This is a genomic window from Kitasatospora sp. NPDC048715 (genome assembly GCF_043198905.1).
In the GTDB taxonomy this organism is placed as follows: Bacteria; Actinomycetota; Actinomycetes; order Streptomycetales; family Streptomycetaceae; genus Kitasatospora; species Kitasatospora lactacystinica.
Genome location: NZ_JBICVH010000026.1, coordinates 67,675 through 90,756 on the forward strand (window position 1 = coordinate 67,675; position 23,082 = coordinate 90,756).

17 protein-coding genes and 1 pseudogene are annotated in these 23,082 nt (G+C 64.4%); 13 read left to right on the forward strand and 5 right to left on the reverse strand.

Annotated elements, in window-relative coordinates; translation table 11 throughout:
* Window positions 1–11 precede the first annotated feature (11 nt).
* The 8 genes and pseudogenes from ACGFSC_RS38270 to ACGFSC_RS38305 all read left to right on the forward strand — a co-directional run bounded on the left by ACGFSC_RS38270 (window position 12) and on the right by ACGFSC_RS38305 (window position 8,238).
* A complete protein-coding gene (locus ACGFSC_RS38270) occupies window positions 12–362 on the forward strand; it encodes a helix-turn-helix transcriptional regulator (protein ID WP_359899286.1) in 351 nt (116 codons plus the stop codon).
* The gene (locus ACGFSC_RS38275) at window positions 359–2,782 is read left to right on the forward strand and encodes a site-specific integrase (protein WP_359899284.1); all 2,424 of its coding nucleotides are present in this window, start codon (window positions 359–361) and stop codon (window positions 2,780–2,782) included. Before ACGFSC_RS38270 ends, ACGFSC_RS38275 begins: the two co-directional genes overlap by 4 nt.
* 21 nt (window positions 2,783–2,803) lie before the next feature.
* Window positions 2,804–3,169, forward strand: coding sequence for a hypothetical protein (locus tag ACGFSC_RS38280; RefSeq protein ID WP_359899282.1), 366 nt, complete (start codon window positions 2,804–2,806; stop codon window positions 3,167–3,169).
* Between the two features lie 918 nt (window positions 3,170–4,087).
* A pseudogene (locus tag ACGFSC_RS38285) lies at window positions 4,088–4,300 on the forward strand (Arm DNA-binding domain-containing protein); the annotation flags it as partial.
* A gap of 9 nt (window positions 4,301–4,309) precedes the next feature.
* On the forward strand, window positions 4,310–5,449 hold the full coding sequence (locus ACGFSC_RS38290; protein WP_359899280.1) for a site-specific integrase: 1,140 nt from the start codon (window positions 4,310–4,312) through the stop codon (window positions 5,447–5,449).
* 423 nt (window positions 5,450–5,872) lie between these two features.
* Window positions 5,873–6,121: a hypothetical protein gene (locus tag ACGFSC_RS38295; RefSeq protein WP_359899278.1), complete on the forward strand. Its 249-nt coding sequence runs from the start codon at window positions 5,873–5,875 to the stop codon at window positions 6,119–6,121.
* 10 nt (window positions 6,122–6,131) lie between these two features.
* Entirely contained in the window at window positions 6,132–6,959 is an 828-nt protein-coding gene (locus ACGFSC_RS38300) for a helix-turn-helix transcriptional regulator (protein ID WP_359899276.1), read from the forward strand.
* 487 nt (window positions 6,960–7,446) lie between these two features.
* A complete protein-coding gene (locus tag ACGFSC_RS38305; RefSeq protein ID WP_392864901.1) occupies window positions 7,447–8,238 on the forward strand; it encodes a phosphoadenosine phosphosulfate reductase in 792 nt (263 codons plus the stop codon).
* A 37-nt stretch (window positions 8,239–8,275) separates the two neighbouring features.
* Here the strand turns inward: ACGFSC_RS38305 and ACGFSC_RS38310 are convergent, their stop codons facing one another.
* The 5 genes from ACGFSC_RS38310 to ACGFSC_RS38330 form a co-directional block, all read right to left on the reverse strand.
* Complete coding sequence (locus ACGFSC_RS38310) at window positions 8,276–8,794, reverse strand: hypothetical protein (RefSeq protein WP_359899272.1); 519 nt, start codon at window positions 8,792–8,794, stop codon at window positions 8,276–8,278.
* Between the two features lie 191 nt (window positions 8,795–8,985).
* Window positions 8,986–9,822, reverse strand: coding sequence for a phosphoadenosine phosphosulfate reductase family protein (locus ACGFSC_RS38315; RefSeq protein WP_359899270.1), 837 nt, complete (start codon window positions 9,820–9,822; stop codon window positions 8,986–8,988).
* Window positions 9,819–13,421, reverse strand: coding sequence for an ATP-binding protein (locus ACGFSC_RS38320; protein WP_359899269.1), 3,603 nt, complete (start codon window positions 13,419–13,421; stop codon window positions 9,819–9,821). The genes ACGFSC_RS38315 and ACGFSC_RS38320 overlap by 4 nt, the downstream gene beginning before the upstream one ends.
* Before the next feature lie 2 nt (window positions 13,422–13,423).
* A complete protein-coding gene (locus ACGFSC_RS38325; protein WP_359899267.1) occupies window positions 13,424–14,530 on the reverse strand; it encodes a DUF4007 family protein in 1,107 nt (368 codons plus the stop codon).
* A gap of 62 nt (window positions 14,531–14,592) precedes the next feature.
* On the reverse strand, window positions 14,593–15,768 hold the full coding sequence (locus ACGFSC_RS38330) for a cysteine desulfurase family protein (protein WP_359899265.1): 1,176 nt from the start codon (window positions 15,766–15,768) through the stop codon (window positions 14,593–14,595).
* A 1,417-nt stretch (window positions 15,769–17,185) separates the two neighbouring features.
* Here ACGFSC_RS38330 and ACGFSC_RS38335 point away from each other — a divergent pair.
* The 5 genes from ACGFSC_RS38335 (at window position 17,186) to ACGFSC_RS38355 (ending at window position 22,846) form a co-directional block, all read left to right on the forward strand.
* On the forward strand, window positions 17,186–19,345 hold the full coding sequence (locus ACGFSC_RS38335; RefSeq protein ID WP_359899263.1) for a DEAD/DEAH box helicase family protein: 2,160 nt from the start codon (window positions 17,186–17,188) through the stop codon (window positions 19,343–19,345).
* A gap of 14 nt (window positions 19,346–19,359) precedes the next feature.
* A complete protein-coding gene (locus tag ACGFSC_RS38340; protein ID WP_359899261.1) occupies window positions 19,360–19,578 on the forward strand; it encodes a hypothetical protein in 219 nt (72 codons plus the stop codon).
* Window positions 19,575–21,713 carry an AAA family ATPase gene (locus ACGFSC_RS38345; protein WP_359899260.1) on the forward strand — a complete coding sequence of 713 codons (2,139 nt, stop codon included), beginning with the start codon at window positions 19,575–19,577 and terminating at the stop codon, window positions 21,711–21,713. The genes ACGFSC_RS38340 and ACGFSC_RS38345 overlap by 4 nt, the downstream gene beginning before the upstream one ends.
* A gap of 41 nt (window positions 21,714–21,754) precedes the next feature.
* Window positions 21,755–22,135 (forward strand): hypothetical protein, encoded by a 381-nt coding sequence (locus ACGFSC_RS38350; RefSeq protein WP_359899258.1) that lies wholly within the window; start codon window positions 21,755–21,757, stop codon window positions 22,133–22,135.
* Between the two features lie 111 nt (window positions 22,136–22,246).
* Complete coding sequence (locus ACGFSC_RS38355) at window positions 22,247–22,846, forward strand: hypothetical protein (protein ID WP_392864903.1); 600 nt, start codon at window positions 22,247–22,249, stop codon at window positions 22,844–22,846.
* Window positions 22,847–23,082 lie beyond the last annotated feature (236 nt).

Genomic DNA, 23,082 nt, shown 5'->3' on the forward strand with positions numbered 1-23,082 from the left:
GGGATCCGGCGATGGCCGCCAAGCTCGACTACCAGTGGCACCTGCGCAAGGTCATGGCGGACCGCGGGATGTTCTCCACCACCGACCTCATCCCGCCGCTCGCCGAACGCGGCATCACCCTGTCGTCGAGCCAGGTCTACCGGCTCGTCGTCGAGCGTCCGGAGCGACTGAGCCTGAAGATCCTCATGGCTCTGCTCGACATCCTGGACTGCACGATGGACGACCTCATCGAGCCCATCACCGTGGCCGGAGCCGTCAGGAAACCGAAGAAGGCCGCCGCCGGCGGCGGCGGGGAACCCGCAGAAGGGCTCGGCGGACTGCGGCCGAAGCGGGCCAGGATCAGGGGTGTTGACCGGCCGTGACCACCGCTGACCATCACGGCCGTGCCGTCACCGACCCGATCGGCCTGATCACCGATCTGATAGCCGCCGTCGAGAAGGATCTCGAACCCGCCGCCATCCAGGCCGTGGTCACCGCGGTCGCGGGTGGCCGGGCGAAGTCGCGCCGCCTCGCGCAGGCCCTGGCGACGCGGCCCGCCGTTCTCACCGACGGTCGGTCCCCGGCACCGCGGGCGATCGGCGATCTACTCATCGAACTCCGCAAGGCAGGTGGCTCGGCGATCTCGCCACCGGTCTGCGCCGAGTGCGGCAAGAACCTGCGGACCCTCCAGCGCCAGGGCGAGGACTGGTACTGCTCGGTCTGCGGCCAGGAGACCGCGGAATGTGCCGCCTGCGGCAACACACGGCGCCTCGTCTTCCGGGATCGCAAGGGTCTGCCGCGCTGTTCGATGTGTCCCGACGCCGACGACCGTGATCCGGCCGACGTCGTCCACGGGGTGATCGCCGGGATCTCCCCGGACGTCGACCGTGACGTGATCGCCGAAGCTCTCCATCGGTCAGTGCCTACTCGTCCCGCCTATCGGCGGAGGCTGGTCTGGGCCCTGGAGGACAACCCCCGGCTGCTGACCGGCGATGGCCATCTCGCACCGCATCGCGCCATCCTGCAGTTCATCGACCTGCTGCACGAGGCAGGCGTCGCCGGGGTCGTCCGGCCGGCCTGTCCCCGCTGCCACCGGGTCGTCCGCATCGACAAGCCGTTGGACGGGCAGCGGGTCTGCCGCAACTGCATCGCCAAGTCGCGTGTCGAGGAATGCGCACGCTGCGGTGCCCGGCGCGAACCGGCGACCCGCGACGAGCAAGGGCGTCCGCTCTGTCCCAACTGCCTGGTTACCGACCCCGCGAACACCGAGAGCTGCATCAGTTGCGGCGAACGACGGCGAGTGCAGACCCGCACTGCCGACGGCCCCCTCTGTCCCAACTGCTGTCCGCTACCGGTCCTGACCTGCTCACTCTGCGGCCGCACCGCCCCCTGCACGCTCTCCAAACTGACCGGCCTTCCCCGCTGCGGCGGCTGCGACAGGCGCCAAGCCCGCTGCACCGTCTGCGGACGGCTTCGCGGCATCCACTCCGGCACCGCCGACACCCCGGTCTGCGGCCCCTGCACCACACCGGACGCGGAACTCTGGCGCCCCTGTCCCACCTGCGGCGAAGCCGAGCGGCTGCGAGCATCTGGTCCGTGTCCTCGCTGCACTCTCAAGCAGCGGACCCACCAACTTCTCGCCGATGAGACGGGCGCCATATCGCCGAAGCTGCAGGCCCTCCACGACGCTCTGGCCAACACCGAACGCGCCGGCACCGCAATGCGCTGGCTCTCGAAGGGAATCGTCGCCACCGTCCTGTCCGATCTCGGTTCCGGCCGCCGACCGCTGACCCATGAGGCTCTGGACGAACTCCCGGAAGGCAAGGTCGTCGAGCACATCCGCAGCGTGCTGGTGGCCACCGGCACCCTCCCACAGCGGGACGAGCAGATGGTCCGCCTCGAACGGCACGTCAGAGATCTCGTCGCCTCCCACGCGACCGTCGAGGGGCGCAAGGTCCTACACCGATACGCGACCTGGCACCTGCTGCGGCGCCTTCGCCGCCGCAGCCGCGGCAAGGACATCACGCACACCCAGCTCACGGTCGTCCGCCAGCATCTGCGGGCAGCCGTCCACCTCCTCGACTGGCTCGACGACCAAAACCTGACTCTCGCCACCTGCCGCCAGATCGACCTCGAACACTGGATGACCAGCGACGACGTCCGCCACCGCCGGGAAGCAGGCAACTTCGTGCGCTGGGCTCTCTCCCAGAAGATCGCCCGCGACCTCAGCTTCCCAGCCGTTCGATGGAACGGCCCCTCCCGGCCGATGGACGACGAGGCCCGCTGGACCACGGCCCGCCGTCTGCTCCACGACGACACCATCCGAACCGAAGACCGCCTCGCCGGCCTGCTCTTGCTCCTCTATGCCCAGTGGCCCGCAGCGATCTCCCGCCTGACCGTCGACCACATCGAGCAGACCGACGGAGCGGTCCGCATCCGACTCGGCGACGTCCCGGTCCAACTGCCCGACCTCGTCGCAGACTTGGCCATCCAGCAGGCCACGGTCCGCCGCAGTCACGCCGTCCTCGCACGCATGGACTCGCCCTGGCTGTTCCCCGGCGGCCAGCCCGGCCGTCCGATCAGCGTCTGGGCCATGGGCGAACGCCTCCGCAAACTCGGCATCCGACTCGCCGAGACCCGATCGACCGCCCTGTTCCAGCTCGCCACCGAACTCCCCGCCGCAGTCCTTGCCCGGACTCTCGGCATCGACATCACCGTCGCCGTCAAATGGCAGCGAGCCGCAGCCGGCGACTGGGGCACCTACGCGGCCGACGTCAGCCGACGGCTCACATCCCAGGACTGACGACTACAGAAAGGACATGTCATGGGCGTTTACGTATCGGTCAGAGGCTGGCTGGAGTGCAACGAGACACAACTCGCCAGCATCCAGGAGATCATCTCGTCCCACGCCGACGATCACTACTCCAACGGATGGGGCACACCGCGGCAGCACATCAACTGGACCCACTACATCTTCTACGGCGCCGACATTCGCGAGTCGGCTCTGGACTGGTTCCTGAACCAGCTCAGAGAAATCGCCCGGATCCCGGCTTCCGACGACGACGGGGACCTCGTCCAGGGCCTGTTCCTTGCCAGCCACGAGGTCGATGGGGCGGCCGAGTGGCAGGTCCGCGAGGGCCAGCTCTTCGTCTCGCCTGCCGACGTCAGACACCGGTACCTCGACGAGTAGACCCACCTATTCCGGAGGTTCCAATATCCGACTCCACCATTACACCCCGCCGAGCCCCTCGTCCCGTGGTCCCGCCGGAGTCGCCGGGGCGCCACCTGCGGCTCGTGCGCTGACCCAGCCTCGGAAACGGCAAAAGCCCCGCTGGCCTGGACTTTCGTCCAGTCAGCGGGGCTCCGACATCACTGTCGGGACGACAGGATTTGAACCTGCGACCCCTTGACCCCCAGTCAGGAAGGGTTTTTCTATTTCTGCCTGAATTGCGCTCGCACACACATCGTGCGCGTGCAGATGAGCGCGTTTCGCGCACCTCGTGCGGCAGCGCGCATGACGTGTGGTCCCCAGCTGGTCCCCAGGTCAGGGGCTTGACGGAGGGTCCGAGTGGCGTTCATGCCTCCAGGGTAGCGCCACTCCGACCGTGGATCCAGCGATTCCCGCGGATCGGCCAGAAAGTCACCGGGAAGGGAGTCCATACCGCCGAGCGAAATCAATCCGACCCGGCCGAAGGCCAGCCAGAGAATGGCCATCATAAATCCCGGCGTCCCCCATTCCCTGCGGGCTCACGGGAATTCTCGGCGCTCGCCGTGGCGCATTCCGAAGACCGATCCTAGGCTCGCCGCCACCGCACCGCGCATGCTCCGGGTTGTACGAGCCCAACAACCCACGGCCGACCGGCAGACCGCCTTCTCCCAGTCCGCGGCGACTCTTCCAAGCAGCGACCCCGTGCGAGCCGATGCTTCGCGATCAAGCTGCCCTACCCACCGAACGTGTTCCGTGATCACCCTCGCGGCGTGTCGCCAGCGCGTGTCCCGGCCAGTCGATCTTTCCGTGCTCCACGCCCCGTCCCGCGCGCTCTGCCGCCACACCCACCACTCCGGCAACTCTGGACACGCCATCACCACTTGGTTCAAGGAGGAGCCCATGGCGCAGCGTCCCAAGCGTGGTCGGGTGTATCGGCGGTGCGGGTGCAAGGACGGGAGCAGCGGGAAGCAGTTGGGTTCGTGGTGTCCACGATTGGCCGCCGATACTGCGCATGGCCGGTGGACGTACGCGGTGGACCTGGCCCGGGAGGATGGCAAGCGCCGGACTCGGCGGCGGGGCGGGTTCGCCAGCCGGGCGGAGGCGGCCCGGGAGATGGCGCGGGTGCTGGATGCCGAGTACCGGGGTGTGTACGAGGACCGCAGCCTGCGCGTCGGGCTGTTCCTGTACGAGTGGCTGGAGGCGAAGCGGCCGGCGCTGGCCCCGAACACCTGGGCGGGCTATCGGGCGTGCATCGAGCGCGACCTGGTCCCCGCGTTCGGCGGCATGCTGCTCGTCGACCTGCGGCCCAAGCACATTGACGCCTGGGTGAGCGCGCAGCTCGCCGCCGGCCGCGGGCGCACCACCGTTCACCACGCGGTGGCGATGCTGCGCAATGCCCTGAACCATGCGGTGCGGACGTGGCGGCTGCGCTACAACCCGGCCAAGCACTCCGTACCCGCCAAGCCCCGCGCCGCCGTACGCGTCTGCTGGACCCCCGACCAGGCTGCGGCGTTCCTGCGGCACAACGCGGCGCACTACGCCGACCGGCTCACCGACCTGTTCGAGGTCATGCTCGGCACCGGCATGCGCCGCGGCGAGATCCTCGCCCTGCACTGGTCCGACGTACACCTCATGGACCGCCAGCTCTACGTCCGCTGGACCCTGACCGCCGTGAACAACGGGAAGATCCACCTCAGCAAGCCCAAGACCGAAGCCAGCCGCGCCTGGATCAGCCTCTCCCCCAGAGTCATGGCCGCCCTCCACCGCCAGGCCGCCCTCCAGATGGCCGCCCATCCCCACGGCCGGCTGGAGGGCCTGGTCTTCGCCCGCCCGGACGGCGACCCACTGCGCCCGCAGTGGGTCCTCGACCAGCTCCGCAAGCGCACCGCCGAACTCGACCTACCCAAGATCGGCCTGCACGATCTTCGGCACACCGCCGCCAGCATCATGATCGCCGCCGGCATCCCCCTCGCCGTCGTCTCCAAGACCCTGCGCCACTCCAACCTTGCCATCACCGTCGACCTCTACGGCCACCTCCTCAAGGACTCCGCCGACGACGCCGTCGTCGCCCTGGCTGCTGCGCTTGACCGTGCGGATGCCCACTGCGGGGTCGCCTCCATCGGCGCCGGTCCAGCCGCGCGCCGGCTGCCTGAGCCAACGCCGGCCCGAAGGAGGACGGGCGCCGTACACGGCAGCAATCTCGACCAGACCGAGACCCAGCGCATGGCTGGCCGTCCGGTCACCGCGCGCTGCGCTGCATAAGGCTCTCGCTCTCCGTTCGAGCGTGGCCCGAGGTCTCTCGCCTGTCGTCGGTCGGGGAACTGGTCGGCCCGACCTGCTGAACGCGACAGCGTATGTGGACCGCACCGACGCCCAGGCCCCTGCCTCAGTGAGGGCCTTACCCGATGCTGCGGACAGATGTGCATCAACTCCGACCGACTCGGCAAGATCAAATCTGCCGACCTGGGCAGATGTATCAGCGACCCCCTTTTCGATCATGCTTCCAAAAATCCTGGACGCTCACCCCGTTTTGGGACGCACCCACATCAACGCAGCGCTCGGACCATGATCATCATTGCTGGAGCAGCCTCCCCGGCAGCAGGATCGGGGACACACAGGCGGCCTGACGGACCGACACGTTGGCATCCGTCGACCGCTCCAGCCCGCCTCGCCGCCAGGGAGGAAATGATGAAGAACAACCGCCAGAACCTGACCGGGCTCCGGTGCTCCACCGGGGCGCCCCGTTGGCGCAATCGAAGGATGCTCCCGCCGGCTCCAGTCGCCATCGTGCTTGTGATCGTGCTCCTCGCCGCGGTTCTGGCTCTCACCGGGACCCCGACCGCCAGCATCCTTGAGCTGCTGGCCGGTGCGGTTGCCATTGCGATGCCGGCGGCCAGGGAGATGGTGACCCTGGTTCCTGGTCGTCGTCGCTGAGGCAGCCAAGATGGGCCGGCCCCAGAGAAAGCTCGACAGAGGTGCATGGCACCACAGGGCTCAGCTGGCACTCTGGCTCCGCGAACACAAGCAACGGTCCGGACTGACATATCGCGAGATGGCCCAGCAGGCCCCGTTTTCCGCAACCGTTTTCTCTCGCGCAGCCTCGGGGCAGATTGTGCCCACGCTGGAGATCGTGGAAGCGTTCGCGGCGGTATGCAGAGTTGACCCCACACCTGGCCGTGAATTGTGGAAGCGGGCACGGCATGAGAGGGCGCGGGCGGCCGGACGTGGGGTCAACTCGCCTCAGCCGATGCGGCCCGAATACATCAGAGATCACGCCACGCTTCGCCTCGCCTTAATCGAACTTCATCAAGCGATGGGAGAACTATCGTTGCGAGAGCTGGAGCGCCGCGCTCAAAGCTCAGGCAATAAGCTCTCTCGCGGCACGATCCACGGCGTCCTGAAGGGTCGCCGCGTGCCGACCAGGAGATTCATAGGCTCCTTCGTGAGAGCGTGCGGGATCCCTGAGAGCGCAGCTGCCACGTGGCTCGCCGGCTGGGACCGTGCGGAGCGCAGACGGTCCTTGCAGACCATGGCAGATAAGCCACTGACGTTTACAGAGGGCAACACCGTCCGGTCATTTCGATATGATGCAAAACTCCTCCTGGAGAAGTATCGAAAGGATGGCCTTCAGCTCGACCTAATGGAGGAAATCCTCATTCGACACGTGGAAGAGACCCGCCGCCGAGACATCGAACTAGGCGATTCGCGAATCCCGGGCCATGCACATGAGTCAGCCTCGCCCGCAATCTCAACTATGGACGAGACTGAATAATCGCCACAAATACTGACACACCTCCGGCGCATTATCCGATTAAGCGGGCGCGCCACTCCATCAAGGGACCGGCCGCCGACCAGTCAGGCAGATTCGCAGGGCATGACCTGTGGTCGACAGCGACACATCTCGCTCGACTGCGACTCCCTGACCAACCTGCAGGCCCGGCCCGGGCATGGCCAGCCCCCGAGCACTGGCGCTCGCTACCTGGCGACTGGCCCCCGACACCGAGCCGACACATTGAGGCAGTCCACCGGTAGCGCCAAGCCGAGCAGCTGCCTTGCCGCACTCGCAGGTCCACTCGATGCCCCGCTTCGCCTTCCAAGGGATCGGCGGTGCGGGACATCGAGTCATTTGAGATAAACACTTGATCTATTCGATCATCATCCATAGAGTATCTCAGGTTCGAGTGATCAATCTGGGAGCCTCCATGGGTCAACCGTCAGTAGATGCAATGTCCGGGCGTAGAGACCGGACGGCCGGTCCGTTGAGAGCGGTGTCGTACGGGGGTGGCGTTCAGTCCACCGCGCTGCTCGTCCTCGCAGCTCGCCGTGAAATCGACTACCCGACGTTCTTGTTCGCGAACGTCGGTGACGATAGCGAGCACCCGGCCACGCTCACCTATGTGCGAGATGTCGCAGTTCCGTTCGCTTCCAGCGCTGGGATCGATCTGAGGCAGCTCAGACGGCTTCGGCGCGATGGCGAGTCCGAAACGCTGGTGCAACGCCTCAGTAGACCCGACACTCGTTCCATCCCGATCCCCGTTCGCATGGCGAACGGGGCGCCAGGGAGAAGGTCCTGCACGGCCGATTTCAAGATCAAGGTGATCGGACGATGGCTTCGCGAACACGGAGCCACGACCGGTGCGCCGGCGCACGTGGGCATCGGAATTTCCGTCGACGAGGTCCATCGTGCGAATCGCAGGCATAGCGAACCGTATGAGCTGATCGAGTATCCGCTCCTGGACCTCGGGCTTCGGAGGACGGACTGTGTGCGCCTCATTGAGCAAGCGGGGCTTCCCGTGCCTCCGAAGAGTTCGTGCTTCTTCTGCCCCTTTCGCACGGTTGGGGATTGGCGCCGCCAACGGTCGCTGGAGCCTGAGCTCTTCGCCCAGTCAGTGCACATCGAGGAACTGGTCAACCGCCGACGGAAGGCTCTCGGCCGGGATCCGGTGTACCTGACCCGCTACGGCCGTCCGCTGGCCGAGGCGATAGCGGTGGAGCCTCCCGTCGTCGTCGACGACGACGGGTTGTGCGACTCTGGCTGGTGCATGACGTAACGTCATCGACGTCCCTGGGCTGCGGCCTCCAGCCTGACTACCTTCCCGAGGCCGCCTTACGGCCTCGCGGCTTCTGACTCAGCCGCTCACCGGCGAGCAGCCTTGTATGTGCTTCTGGATCAACCGCTCGGCCGCGGGCTTGGGCATCAGCGATGAGCGTGTCGAGAAGCCAGAGCGGTGACCCCGACAGCTTGAGATCCTCGTCCGCAATCGTCCGCCGGTTCCGCCATCGAGCGATGGCTCGTTCGTCGACCCCCAGGACGAGAGCCGCCTCCTTGATCCCTACGAGCGCCGGAAGATCCTTCGGGTCCGCGAGACTGTATCCACTCGGGATCGTCGCCTTGTACTGCGCCAGCCGCTCTTCGGTGATCTCCCGACCGCTGTGCCCGTCGAGCTGAAGTACCGTGGCGAGTAGCCAGTAGGGGTTCCCGGACGCGATGAGGTCGGGCTCGCCGAGGATGCCGTCGGTCCGCCACTTTTGAGACGTCTGACGCTCGATGCCAAACAGGGCGGCGATCTCGGTGTGGCCGACCAGGTACGGCAACTGTGCGGCCATGACCAGTGTTTCTCCGGGGAGCATCGTCTACTCAGACCCGCTCGCGCGCGGGCCCCTAAACGATAGCGTTCATCGGCCTGCCGTACTGGATCTTGACGACGAGGCCGAACCGCTCCGAGTGCCGCCGCGTACACCTGAGCCCCGTTGCGCCCGGCGGCTGCCGCCGGGCGCAGCGGGGCTCAGGCTTTCTCTCACAGGTGGCAGACGGAGCAGCCTGCCTCGTCGTCGTCCTCGTCATGGGCATCAGCGAGGATCTCGAGCAGCGGCCGGTTCGGCCTTATGCGCTTGGCGACCCGCTCGAGAGCTGCCTGGTGCTTGGCTTCGATTTCGTCCCGCCGCTCGATCAGTTCGTGCAGGGACTCACCCTGGGACCAGGTGTACTGGCGCTCCTGCATCGCGGTGTGCCGGTAGTTGACCTTCTCCTCATAGGCTATGGCCTTCTCGAAGAGGTCCGGGTGGCGGTCCTTGAGCCCGACCCACTCGTGCTTGCGCTGGAAGAAGCAGAAGTAGCAGCCGGAGCGCGTGCGCCACTCGTAGTACGCCGGGAGGCCGATGCCGGCCTCATCGAGGATGCGGTCGACGCCGGCGCGATCGATACCGTCCTCGCGGAAGGGGAACACCGCCGTGATGTTGGGCTTGGTACTGACGTAGCCGAGGCGGTTCTCGTCCGCTCGGATGGCGACGTAGGAGATCACCTCGTCGTCGCCGACCCACTCCTCAAGGGGCTTGATCTTCAGGTTCTTAGTGCACCAGCGCATCTGAGGACTGGGAAGAGTGCCCTGGTAGACCTCGAGCCAGTGATCGAAGTCGCGGCTAGCATTCAGTCGCACGATCGGCTTGCCGACAGCGGCCTCGAGGCGGTTGAGGTACTCGTACGTTTCCGGCAGCTCGGCACCGGTGTCGCAGAAGAAGTACTCCATCTCCGGTACGCGGTCCCGCATGTGGATGGCGAGCGCGGAGGAGTCCTTTCCGCCGGACAGGCCGAGGACATGGCGCTTCTTGTTGCTGGAGCTGTCGGTGTCGCTCACAGCTTCTCCTTCGTCTCGGGGGCCGTGTCGGCGTCGGCCGCCGCCAGGCGCTCAGCAAGAGCGGCGAGCAGGATGCGGGCTCCGTCGGGGCCGAGGGCCTTCTCAGCCTGCCTGATCACACTGACAACGAGGTCGTCGGTGGCCTTGCGGGATTGCTTGGGCACATGAATGAGGGTTCTTTCCTCGGTGCCCTGAGGGGTCGTGAGCGTCAGCAGGTGGGTTTCGATCTGGCGCGGTGCGCCTGTCTCCTGCTCTGCGCCTGGTGCATCGTGCGCCTCGTAGAGGTGGCTGACGCGCTCGAGTGCGCGCGCGATCTCCTTGACCTTGGCCGGGAAGCTCTCGACGTCCTTGTCCGTCCAGTCGGACAGGGCCTTGTTCGCGAGGCGGATGATGATCGGGTCGAGCCAGTCCTCGTCGGGAAGGCTCTCGTTAAGCACGCGAGAGACAAAGCCCTTCAGGTTGAGTTCGAGCGGGGCGTTGGCGAACCCGTGCAGGCGCTCTGCCAGACCGGTGCGTAGCTCGCCGATCTCCGTGGGAAGGCGGAACTCCTTGGCGATCGCCGCCACGACCTGCTGACGCAGGACGACGCTGGCGTTGGACAGCTCGTCGAGGGCACTGGTCAGGGCCTCGACGTACGCCTTGGCTGCCTGGTCGTCCTTGCCTGCGTCGGCTGGGATTGGTGCCAGTGCCAGCGCAGCAGGCAGTGAGGTAAAGATCAACTCGTCAGGGTCGGTCGCCTCACCCAGGACATCGCGGATCTTCAGTGCCTGCTCGCTCAGGCGCTTGGTGCTTTCGGCGTAGTTCTCGAGCTCCATCACGCGGCCCAGGATGGTGCGGGTGACAGCGAGGAGCACGGGATTGCGGGCCATGCGCGACCGCGGAGCGACCACGCCTAGTGCCTTCGCGAGGCCGTCGACGACGAGACGGCGCTGGCCGCGGCCGACCGGGGCAGCCTTGATCACGAAGCGGTCTGGGAAGGGGACGTTGAGTCGCTCGATGATTTCCGGGGTCAGCCGCTGGCAGTAGTTGCCGTCCTCGAAGAGAGCGATGTCCTCGCTCCGCAGGATGAGCGCAGTGACCACCAGGATCGGGACTACACCTGCCTTGACACCGTACGGGGGTGCCATCAGCTGCTGGTAGATGTCGACGATTGGAGTGGGCTGCTTGGCGTTGGTCAGCGCTTCCTCGAGAGCCTCCCAGACGGCCATGACGCTCTTGTTGGTTTCGGCGCTGGGTCGCGAGATGCCGTGGGTGAGGATGCTGTCGGCCTCGATGGCGCTGCTGTTCTCCCCTGCGACGCGGTGGAGGCCGAGGTACTCCACGACGCCGTGGTACATCGCCCTGGGCGCCGAGTACAGCTTCTCGTCGAAGCCGAGGAGGTGGATGCCGGACTTCTGGAGCATCGCGGTGAGCAGTTCGCGCCGGGCGCGGGTCGCGTTGCTGGTGAGCTGGTGGCGGCCGGCCATTTCGTTGCGCACGTACGGTGTGTGGGGGTAGACACGCTCACAAGCCTGGGAGGCGAGGCTGGCGTAGCTGCGGGCTTCGATGACGGCGCTGGCGTCGTCGCCAGTGTCGCTTCCCTTATCCCAAAGCTGCCAGCTGGACTGTGGGCTTCGGGGGTTGAAGGCTTCGTCCAGCAGCGTGCCGATGTTCTGGGAGATCTCAGCTGCCCGTTCGGTGATCTCGCGGGCAGCAACGTGGTCAATGGTGTCGTCGTCGAGGAGTTCCTCGAGTGCCACGAGGTCGATGCCCGCTTGGAGAACCGTGTCGGGCCTTTCGGTGGTTCCGATCAGCACGGGAAGGGGGGAGTTGACTGCCGGTCGGGTGTCAAGGGCGCCGAGGTGGAAGACGATGAGGCCGTCGGCTGCGTCCTTGACGACCTCGGGGCCATCGATCTTCTCGCCTTCGTGGCTGACTGCGGTTACGAAGTAGCGCAGCATGCCGGTCTGCTGGCTGTGCTTGCCGGCTACTACCGCGGCGGGAAGGACGGTGCCGAGGTGCTTACTGAAGTACTCGACAACGTCCGCCGGGCGGATTCGGGTGGCGACTTCGCGGACCCGTGCGTCGATGTCGACATCGGTGCCTTGCCAGACGCGGTACTCGTTGCTGTAGGCACGGTGGACGACGAAGCCGTCCTCGACAAGCTTGCCCAAACGCGTCTGGAGGGCGGTGAAGCGCTCAGTGTCTGCGGCTTCGGCCGGGTCGTTCAGGGCGAACTGGATCATGGACGGGGTGGCCCGCAGTAGTCCGTCCGCGTCGATGAGGTTGAGGATGCCGATCACCTTGAGAACCTCCTGGTCCTCGGTGGGCAGTCCGTGTGCCTCGTTGAGTCGCATGTCAACTTCGAGCCAGCGGCTGGCGTTCGAGGAGGCCAGGATGGTGGTGCGGCCGGAGGCGAAGAAGTAGTCGTACAGCTGCGGCAGCCGCACGGTCGAGGCGTGCTCCGGGTTGTCGGACGCGAACGACTCGAGGGAGCGCCGCACCGTGTTGGGCTCGTCGCTGGCGAGGAAGCCGGTGAGGCTGCGGTCGTGCTGGCCGATCTGGGACGCGAGGAGCGGTGCTGCGACCGCGGTGAGCGGGTGGAGGGGGTACAGGTCGGCGAACATCTCGGTGGAGATGTCGACAACCGAGTTCAGGGCATGGCCGGTCCAGGCGTCTGCTGCGGCCTGCGCTTGCGTCTGGATGAGAGTGCGGCCCGGCTCTGCCACGCCGGACAGGTCGAGGCGGCGTCGCATGAGGTGGACTGCGTCACCGAGGTTGGGCGCGAAGGTGATGTCTTCAAAGCGGCCCTGGATCTTGGCCCACTCCTGGGTCTGCACGGTGCTGGAGCGCGCCGCGTAGTCGGTGAAGGCGAGGTGCTGCAAAGTGAAGATGAAAAGTGGCAGACCCGAGCGGCTGGCGCCCTTCTCGGCCAGCATCTGGAGCAGGAAGACATCGCTGTCGGCGTCACCGGTGTCGCCGGCCGCGCCGAGGTACTCGAGGGTCTTGCCGAACTCGTCGAGGATCAGCAGGACGGGGGCTGTGTCACACAGGACCGTGACCGCGTCCATCAGGCTTTGTGCGGTCGGTACCTCGCGTTCGGCGCATGCGGCGAGAGCCTGAGCGACGGTCTTCGGCGGGCGTGTCTTCCATTTCCGCTCGACGGCGGTCTGCAGGGCTCGGTGAATCGTTGCTGCGAGAGGCTCGCGGCGCGCGGTGGCGACCGCCCCGAGGAAGCCCGTTTCGGTGAGCTGGTCCCGTACACGGCTCAGGCGGGCGGCGTAGCTGGGGCTGGTCACAGCGACCGCCTTCTCGGCCTCTGCCCGGCGGGGCTTGTCGTGTCCGAGGAAGGCGTCGAAGAGGTTCGAGAGGGTGGATTTGCCGGAGCCGTAGGGGCCGGTGAACGACCAGGCGCGTGTGCGACCGAGGTCCTCCACTGCGTGGGTGACTCGTTCGAGGACGTCGAGAGCGCGGGCTCCTACGTAGGGCGAGTTGAGGTGGCGCTCGCGTACATCTCGCTCAAGATTGGTGGAGCGAAGTTCTGAGCCGACCAGGGCGATGCCGGCGGGGAGCTGGGTGCTGCCGGTCTGGCGGGGGTGCTGCTTGGTCTTGGTCGTCATGATCAGACGTTCTCCTCGCTCAGTTCCAGCTCCTCAACCTGCCGCGGGGCCTTCCTGCGCACGCCCTTCGCTGGGGTAGCAGCAAGCCCTGGGTACTTCTCGATCCACTCTTGTGGCGTGGGGAAGTTCTCACGCTCACGTACCCGCCCGTAGTACTCGTCGAGTACGTCCCAGCCGAGCTCCTGCGGCGGCTTCGCGAAGGCGAGGCTGCGCTGGCCAAGTGCTTCGACGATCTGCAGATCGGGGTGGCTGCTGACGAGAGACTCGATGGCCTTGGTCAGCTCGGGTTCCCGCATCCGGAAGGCACGGCCGGGGGCTCCTGCCTCGCCAGCGAGCCGGGCCAGGGAGATAGAGCCGGCGTTCGAGCTAAGTCGCGAAGCGTAGTCGAGGCAGGCGTATGCGAGGACCGCTGCCGGCAGGTTCGAGCGTGCGCCGCTGGTGAAGCGCCAGGTCCGTTCCTTGCCCTTGCCCTGGCCTTCGAGCAGGCCAAGCTCGCGGAACGGCGACATGAGCAGATCTTCGAAGCTGCCCGGGGAGAGCGGGTTAAATTCCTGGTCGAGCGCGTACATCTTGATCAGGCAGTCGACGTCGCGGCTGACCGACTCCGCCGCAGGCCAGTCCTTCTCTTCGAAGTTCTCGTGGATGTACCGGGTGATGACGTTGATCATCTCGGCGGTGGTGACGCGGGATCGCGGGGCCAGGTTGAAGATCACGTACCAGCTGGGGGCCGAGCACTTGGTCTCCGGCTCGGACGAGAGAAGCCACCAGTGGAGCAGCCAGAGGCTGCCGGTGTCCTCAAGGTAGGGGTCGGCTCCGTGCTCGTCGAGAAGCCATCGGGCCCGCCAGGTCGGCGCGGCGACCATTGCTCGCTGCTGCGGGATTTCGTGAGCATGCTCCTTGGTGAGCTTGAAGGCCTTCGACCAGTAGCGCATGGCGTTGACCATGTTCTTGCCTACACCGAGCTGCACTGGCGCGTCTTCGCGGAGGAAGACGTCGCTGGCGTCCTTAACCTGCATGTATGCCTTGTGCATCCAGCCGAACCGCGGGGCAAACGTCTCGTGGCGGTTGAAGGAGAGCTCGACGGCTTCAGCGAGCCGGCTGTCTGACATGCGGGGGCGCCTTTCATAGGTCAAGTGATGCAGTGGGTGAGCGGTCGTCTGTGGAACGCTGGTCAGGGCCCTGCGGTGGCGGCCATCGCAGCACGGACCTGTGCGACCGCGTACGTGGCCGCATCAATGGCCCGCTCGATGTCGCGCCCGGAGGTGGCATAGCCCAACGAGAATCGCAGGGTGGAGTCCGCCTCGTCGCGGGTGAGGCCCATGGCAAGGAGGACGTGGCTCGGAGTCGGCGCGCCTGATGAGCACGCGCTGCCATCCGAGGCTGCCACCATCGGCATCGCGGCCAGCAACGCGTCCGCCGGAACACCGGGGAAGGTGACGCTTGTCACCCCCGGGAGGCGATGCGAGGCAGCTCCGTTGATCCGGCAATCCGGCACGCGCGCGGCCAGGCCAGCCTCCAGCTCGTCCCTGAGCTTGGCGATCCGCACGGCCTCCTCCTGCAACTTCAAGCGCGCGGCTGCGGCGGCAGCACCGAGTCCAACGATGCCGGCAACGTTAAGGGTGCCAGCCCTCCAGCCGCGCTCATGCCCGCCACCGAGCAATAGCGGCTGGTGAGGCAAGGGCGTACCGCGACGCACGAAGAGCGCCCCCACGCCCTGCGGGCCACCGAACTTGTGGGCTGACAGGGACAGAAGATCAACGTCCAGCTCTGCAAGGTCCAGGGGGAGCCGCCCGACGTACTGTGTCGCGTCGGTGTGGACCAGGGCGCCCGCCTCGTGCGCCGCCTCGATGATGAATTCGAGATCGGTCAGCACTCCGGTCTCGTTATTGGCGAGCATGGTTGTGACCAAAGCGACAGGCCCCTTCAGCGAGTCCCGCAGCCGCTCCAGGTCCAGGTCGCCGTCCCCATCAACCGGCAGCACGATCAGCGAGTCCTCGGCTCCGGCCGTGACGATCCGGGCGGTCTCAAGGACAGCGGGGTGCTCCACGGCCGTGGTCACCAGCGCACCCCCGCGCGCGTAGGCGGCGCGAATTGCCAGGTTGTTCGCCTCGGTCGCTCCGGACGTGAAGATGATCTCTTTGGGCGAGCAGTTGATCAGGCGAGCGAGCTGCTGACGGGCGGCGTCGACCCGCGCGGCGGCATCCCGCCCCATGTGGTGCATGCTCGAGGCGTTGCCAACGGAGTTGAGTGCACGGAGAGTTGCCTCTAGAGCTTCCGGGCGCAGGGGTGCAGTGGCGTTGTAGTCGAGATAGACCACATCCGGCGTTGCCGGGCGATCCTCTACCATGTGCTTTGCCCCCTCTTGGTGCACTGCGTCTCGTTTCCACTCCTGGCGGCTTCTCCCGGGGGTCTGATCGATTCCACCAGGAGTGCATCGAGATCCTATCTCGCGCGGAGGACACCTACGGCAGCCTCACCGCCATCGGGCCCGTTCAACTGCGAAGCGTGCCCACACCCGCACGCTCGGCTAGCGTCGATGGCTTGTGCTACTAACTGACAGGACGCCGCCTGGGCTCAAGATCGATTTTCGTCACGCCAGCCCAAATGGCACCGCTTGGCGCCAAGGTGGCCGCATTCCGTACTCCCCGCATCCCCGCGTCGCGCCGCAAGATCGCGCACGGGCATGGGAGCGCCGGCTGCTCGCAACGATCTATCGCCCCTTGGCAAAGAACAGAACTCCAGGGCTAGCGGCGTGGTACCGCCGCCCCCTTTCGCGACGTCTTCGACAGCGCGCCGCGCGACTATGCCCGCAGTCGTGGGCGTTGCCGAGCGCGTACTCCTCGACGTCCTCAATCACGGGTCCGCTGATGAAGATGCGAAGGCGAGATGAGCTTCCCGAAGGACTCGGACGGGACCGCGCGGGAGCAGCCGGAAGGTTCCTGCCAGCGATCAACTGGAAGGCCGATCAACGGCGATCCCTTCCCGACTCCTGGAGATTGAATATTGACGATACCTCACATCCACTGCCAGTCCGCCAGATTGCTGCCATCCCTACCCACAAGGGCCTTCCCTCCAGGGCCAGGCTGCCCCCGGGCGCGCGACCTGCTACGGACTGGCGAGATCGGGCGCCGTCCGGTTATGCGAGGGTGCGGGCCAATCTCAAGGAGAACGCAGGCGTGCGGGCCGATATGGCTATGCAGGTTCGCCGAGCGCTGGTAGTTCTTCGACGGGACGGTCACGCTCCGGTCGTGGATGGGAACCAGGGCGCCGCCGGCGACGACCTCATCGGCCATGGGATCGTCTCGGATCCATGCAGGGCCGGGAGCCGGATGTGCCGGTCGGTGATCCGGCGGGCAGCTCCCGACGAGACTCAGAACGATGACGTCAACTGGCGTATCGCCAGGTTCATCCGATAGTAGACCCCGGCCAGCGGAACCCTGTCTCCCAAGGGCAGCACCCACAGTCAGCCTGCCCTGGGCGGGTCGAGCCAACATCCCGGACCTGCTGAGATTCGGGATACAGGGCCCAAACACCAGTGAGCAGGTCTAGGGTGATCACGTGCCAAGGTCGCACGATGACCCTCCTCTGACGCAGTTCGGCAGGCCTGAACTATGCTGGGACAGAACGATGCTGACGACTCACAGGTTCCAGGCGGGCCAGACGGTGCCTTCTTGGCGCCGTGGCGACCTGGTGGTGACGATAGCCTCAATCCCAGGGCAGCCCAGACAGGAGTCCAAGGTGACCGCAACCCGGCACGCAGCGCGATGACTGGACGGCTGCCCGCCGCCCTTGAGCGAGTTCTCCCGGTATACGAAATCCCAGACGATGACCTGATCGGCGAAGTCCTGGTGCCGGCCATGAAGGTGTCGGACGACGTTCGAGTCGCGGCTGGCTTCTTTAGCTCGCAGTGCCTTGCCCAAATCGCACCAGGGCTAGCGGACTACCTCCGCCGAGACAGCGGCCAACTCCAGCTCTTGATCAGCCCTGCTGTGGAGGCCGCCGATCTGGCCGCGATGGAGCGGGGAACCACGAGCCCTGAGCAGGTTGTCAAAGCCGCAATTGAACGACTGTTCGACGAGGCCAGCCTCTCTGAACATGCACTCGTGCACCACACAGTGGACTGCCTGGCCTATCTCGTCGCTAGTGGACGCCTCACCGTGCGATTCGCCCTTATGCGGCGCGGCATGTATCACAAGAAGCAGTGGCTGATGAGGTCTGGACCCGATTGGGTTGCGGTGCACGGTTCAGGCAATGCCACGGCAAGGGGATTGCTGGTCAACGGCGAGCAGATGACGGTCGACCGGCCTTGGCGGGATGGGCAGACCGCGGCTGACCGGGTTGCCAAACTGCTCGCCGGCTGGGAGCGACAGTGGAACAACGAAAGCCCACACGTTCTCAGCGTTGAACTTAAAGATGGCCTAGGTCTCGCAGGTGGACGAAGCTCAGGTGCTGAAGCACCTACGATCGATGATTTTTGGCGCGCATGGCATACCGATCACGCACGCGGATTGGAGCCGCCTCTTCCCCCCAGCGTAACGATTGCTCAGCCAAGACTGCTGACAATCCCGGATAACGTGGAATGGCGCGACGGTCGCTACGGACATCAGGCGTCAGCAGTGAATGCGTTCACCATCAACGGGTCACGTGGAATCGTAGCCATCGCGACCGGGGGTGGGAAAACACAGACAGCGCTTATCGCCGCCACACAAGAACAAGACCGCCACAAAGGCCCCATGGTTGTACTCGTCATAGTCCCGAGCGCCCCACTGGTTCGGCAGTGGGCGGAAGCGGTTCGAGGCTTCGGTGCGGAGCCGTTCGTGCCGAGCGATGCCTCAGGGTCGAAGCGACAGGTGCGGCTTGAGGAGATTAAGGCTGGCCTTGCTACGCAAGGGTCCTACACCTCAGTAATCGTCTGCACGCAGAAGCTTTTCTCCACAGACGAGTCCTTTCGGACTTTCATTGAAGGACTACCGAAGTCAACTCTCGCCATGATCATCGGCGACGAGGTCCACAATCTTGGATCAAAGAGCTTCCTTGCCAACAGGCCGACACGTTTTGATGTCCGTCTGGGCCTGTCTGCCACACCAAGTCGGCAATACGACCCTGACGGAACCGAACAGCTCACCGAGTATTTCGGGCCGGAAGTCTTCGAGTTCACCCTCAAGGACGCGATCCGAGCTGGATGCCTTACACCATACAACTATCATCTGCATGAGATTTCCCTCTCGGACGCCGAGATGGAGGAATACGAGAACCTGACGAGGCAACTACAGCGCAAGGGTTTTCAAAAGGCAGACAATGGCCAGGACTCCGATCTTCAAGCGCAGATCGAGCATCTTCTACGTCGCCGCCGGGCGCTTCTAGAACATGCCGAGGCCAAGATCCCAGCTCTCGCAAAGTTGTTGATCCATGATAACCCTCGCCAAATCAGTAGAACTCTGATCTACGCTTCCGCGAAGCCGCCAGTGCTAACCAGTGAGCGTCAGATTGACATGGCGAACCACATGCTCAATGAGCTTGGGATTAGTTTCCATCAATTCACCCACGCCGAGACGTCGCGCCGTGGATCAGGAAGATACCTGGAAGCATTCGGGCGAGGGGACTATCAGGTTCTCACGGCGATGCAAGTCCTGGACGAAGGAATTGACATCCCTCAGACAGACACGGCCTATCTTCTAGCATCTAGTACTGTACGCCGCGAATGGGTACAAAGGCGAGGCCGAATCCTTCGGCGCTCGGAGGGCAAGGAGATCGCCAATCTCCATGACTTCTTCGTCGTTCCCCCGCGGGCAGGCTCCAAGGAAGGGCGTGCGCTTATGACTGGTGAACTGACGCGGGCCCGAGAGTTCGCGAGTGCTGCCGACAATGAGTACGACTCGGACGGGCCGCGAGTAGCTATCGACAACTATGAGCGGATGCTCTGACAGCGAGGACGAGAATGACCACAACTCCGCGGATCGCCGAGGTTGCCCGCAAGGAGGTGCAGGCCCTCGACGACAGATACCCCGGCTACGACGAAGATCTAGTAATGGCTCTCAGTGAGCTTGTGCGGCAACAGGGCCACAAGAGTGACCGGCAACGTCAGGATCACCTACAAAAGATCGTCGAATTCATAGGGGGCCGCGCGATCACGCTTGGGGACAGGGGGGATTCATGAAGCTTCACCGGATTCATGTGCTCAATTTCAAGTTGCTGCACGACATCAAGATTGACCTCTCCACCGACCCCTCGCGTCCCCTGACGGTGATTCGAGCGGAAAATGGCTCGGGCAAGACCTCGCTTCACTATGCAATTCTGTGGGGCTTGTATGGCGTCAACGGCCTACGAGAGGTGACGCGAGCTGACAAAATCCGACTGACTTCCACGGCTAGCCCAGCTCGGATTCCTGTCACCGTTGAGGTGATGCTCGAGTTCGATATCCAAGACGATGATAGCGGCCCCGCGCGTTTTCGACTTCAACGCACCGTAAATGAGACGCCGAGCGAAGGCGACAGTGTCGAACGCGGCAAGGAGGATCTCCGCGTTATCCGACTCACGAACGCTGGCGGCGAGGAGGTGCCCTCTCCAGAGGACTGGATCGAACAACGACTTCCCGGACGTCTCGCTGATGTGTTTTTCACGAACGGTGACGATGTCCAGAAATTCATCACAGGCCGGCAGCACGCTCACCAACGCCAAGCGAAGGTGCATCTTGCGATTGAGAACCTGCTGGGCATCGGAAAGCTTCGCAGAGCCGTCGAGGACGCCACCGCTGTACATCAGGTATATGAAAAGCGCGCCGCAAAGGACGCCGGATCTAAGGTCGAATCGCTATCCGATCAAAAGGACGAGCTAACGAAGAAGGTCCATGCTCTCCAGGTCGAGATTGAAAAGATCACCGATCGCCGCCAGAATATGGAAGATGCAGAGGTAGACAAGCGTCGGGAACTTGAGTCGATCAAAGGAATCGGCGACCTCGACCTTCTGAATGCTCAAATTGCCGAGCTTGAGCGCGATGTCGAAGCTCTCGAAAAGGACAAAGCGCTCTGTCTTCGCCAGATGACGAATTTGCTGAGCCATGAGGCAACGTCTTGGTCGCTGATGGGCGACACTCTCGCTACCGGACTGGACCGCCTAGACGAGCTTGCAGACAAGCGCATTATCCCGAGCCACTCGGTGCAGGTCCTTGATGACTGCCTCGAGGCCGGCGAATGCATCTGCGGTGAACAACTGACGCCGGAATCCTCGCGCCGTGATCACGTTCTGGCTCTCCTTGACGAACAGCGTGAAAAGACGGAACTGAGCGAGTACCTGTCCGACACGCGGTATCGCGCTCGGGCACTGCGACAGATGAGCACCCAGCCTGATAGCTTCGCAAATGACAGGCTGTCCCTCTTGTCTAGCTACGCAAAACTTGCTGATGCGCTGGAGCGCAAAGGAACGACCCTTAAGAGCGCGACAGAGCGACGTGGCCGCATCGATGACGAGAAGGTCCGCAGGCTTCAAGCTGATCTAGATGATCTCAATCTGAAAATGAAGGATACCACCTATGAGCTAGGCATGCTCGGCCATAGGCTTGAGACAGCCAAGCACGACCTCGCGGAGAAACAAATTGCGCTTGAAAAGGCACAGCGCAATGCCAAGATCAGTGGTGACATTGCCACGAAGCGCGATGTTGCACATGACTTGCTGACGCTTGCGTCGGCGGTCCGCAACCGCCTAGAGGGGGAATACGTCCAACGAGTCTCCACTCGGCTTCAGACAATGTTTCACGACATCATCGGCGCAGATAACTCTGAGACGCGCGGAGTCTACACGGGCGTCACGATTACCAGTGCCTTTGATATCAACGTGATGAGTCAGCATGGCACCAGTCTCGACCCAGATTTCGAGATCAACGGCGCCGCCCAGCGCGCCTTGACGCTTTCATTCGTGTGGTCTCTCATGGAGGTCGCAGGGATCATTGCTCCGCGCTTTATCGACACTCCACTTGGAATGGTGTCGGGTGATACGAAGCGCCGCATGGTAGAGGCAATCACACGGCCGCCCGACTCGGCAGGAACTCCCTTCCAGGTCGTCCTATTGTTGACCCGCTCCGAGATTGCCGGCGTAGAAGATATCCTTGATGAGCGCAGTGGGGCCTTCGTCACCCTGTCCTGCAGCCATCACTATCCGGGCGACCTTGAAAGCGACTGGAAGAGTGAGTACCCACTTTCACGGACGTGCGCTTGCACACATCGCCAGATGTGCGACGTGTGCGCTCGCCGCCGTGATAGTGACCTCCTCCAGTACCGCGAGATGGAGGAGTTGTGACGCTAGCGACTGTCAACAGATACGCGAATCTCGACCTATTCATGAACGATGATGTTCACCGAATCGTACGTGATCGCACCGGATCCGGAAAGGTCTTCCCCCGCCAAATCGATGCATGGTGGCTTGGCCTGTGTATCGGCGTCAGGCTAGGCGAGAAGACGCCCCTCTATCCCGAAGGGAAACGTGTCAAGTTCATCGACGGAGGCATCCTCAATAGCGATCCCTGGAGAATTACCCATTTGGAGCTCCTTGCTCTTTCAACGGAGGGCGACGACATTCTTTCCCAGCCGAGGCGAGTCCTACAGATCGCCATGGAGTATGCGAATTTTGGCCTGGAGTGGCTGCGCGACGAATGCCTCCTTAAAGTCGAACCGACTCTGTCTCTGCTCAACCGACTCGATCTGAACACGTCGCATTCGTAGAGCACTGAGCTCTGGGAGCACCTAACAGAGTTGCGTCGCGTGTAGGGCCGCCCCCTTGGCAGCTCGTTGAGTGGACCATGGGAAAGACCGCCATGGTTGATGTCGGACGACATGTGGGGTCGGATCGAGCCGCTGCTGCCGGTGCGAAGCAGCGGCTTCGAAAGCTCGGCCGCCCGCCGATATACGACCGTGGCTGTCTTCAGGATCCTGTTCGCACGGCATACCGGGATCCAGTGGGAGCGACTACCGCGGGAGGTCGGCCTCAGCTCGGGCATGACCTGCTGGCGCGGCTGCGGGCACGAGGCCTGGGGCGTAGGGCCGGCGGCACCAGGCGCTGCTGACCGAGCTGCATCGCGCTGGCCAGCCAGACCTGGTCGGGGCTGCGACCGGCAGCTCGCACTCCCAGGCTATGGGTGCCCGAAAGTCCATCCGGGCAGATGCCCGGATGGAGGCGCCGCCGCACGGAGCTGCGGTCTCGCGGTCCGCCAATCCCGGACTTTTGACATCTGCAGACTCGACCGGTCGCACCTTCCACCAGTACCAAGATGCAGTCTGGCCTGCACGGACGGACTTGTCGGCACCTGCGCACTCTCAAACCGCCCGACCGGAAAGGTCGCGTCACCTGCCTGTCGGCCGCCGACGCGCCATGCTACGCATCCAACCTCGAACTTTCGGGATATATGCCGGGTATGCCCGATTTTTCGTATATGAATTTCCGAGAGAAACTCAATCTTGTCAGTCGCTCGGTCTAGGGTGATCGCTGGTCGTGGACTACCCACCAGCGATGGGTCACGACGGTCAGGGTTGGGTACGCCGAGGGGGACGGTTGGGAGCAGAAGTGCCGCTATCCGGGGGCACGTGGCGAGGGGGCTGGCAGGGACCGCAGCAGCTGTGAAGTTCCAGCGACGCCAGGCTGCAGGCTGCCCGCGTCTGCCGAGGAACCCAAA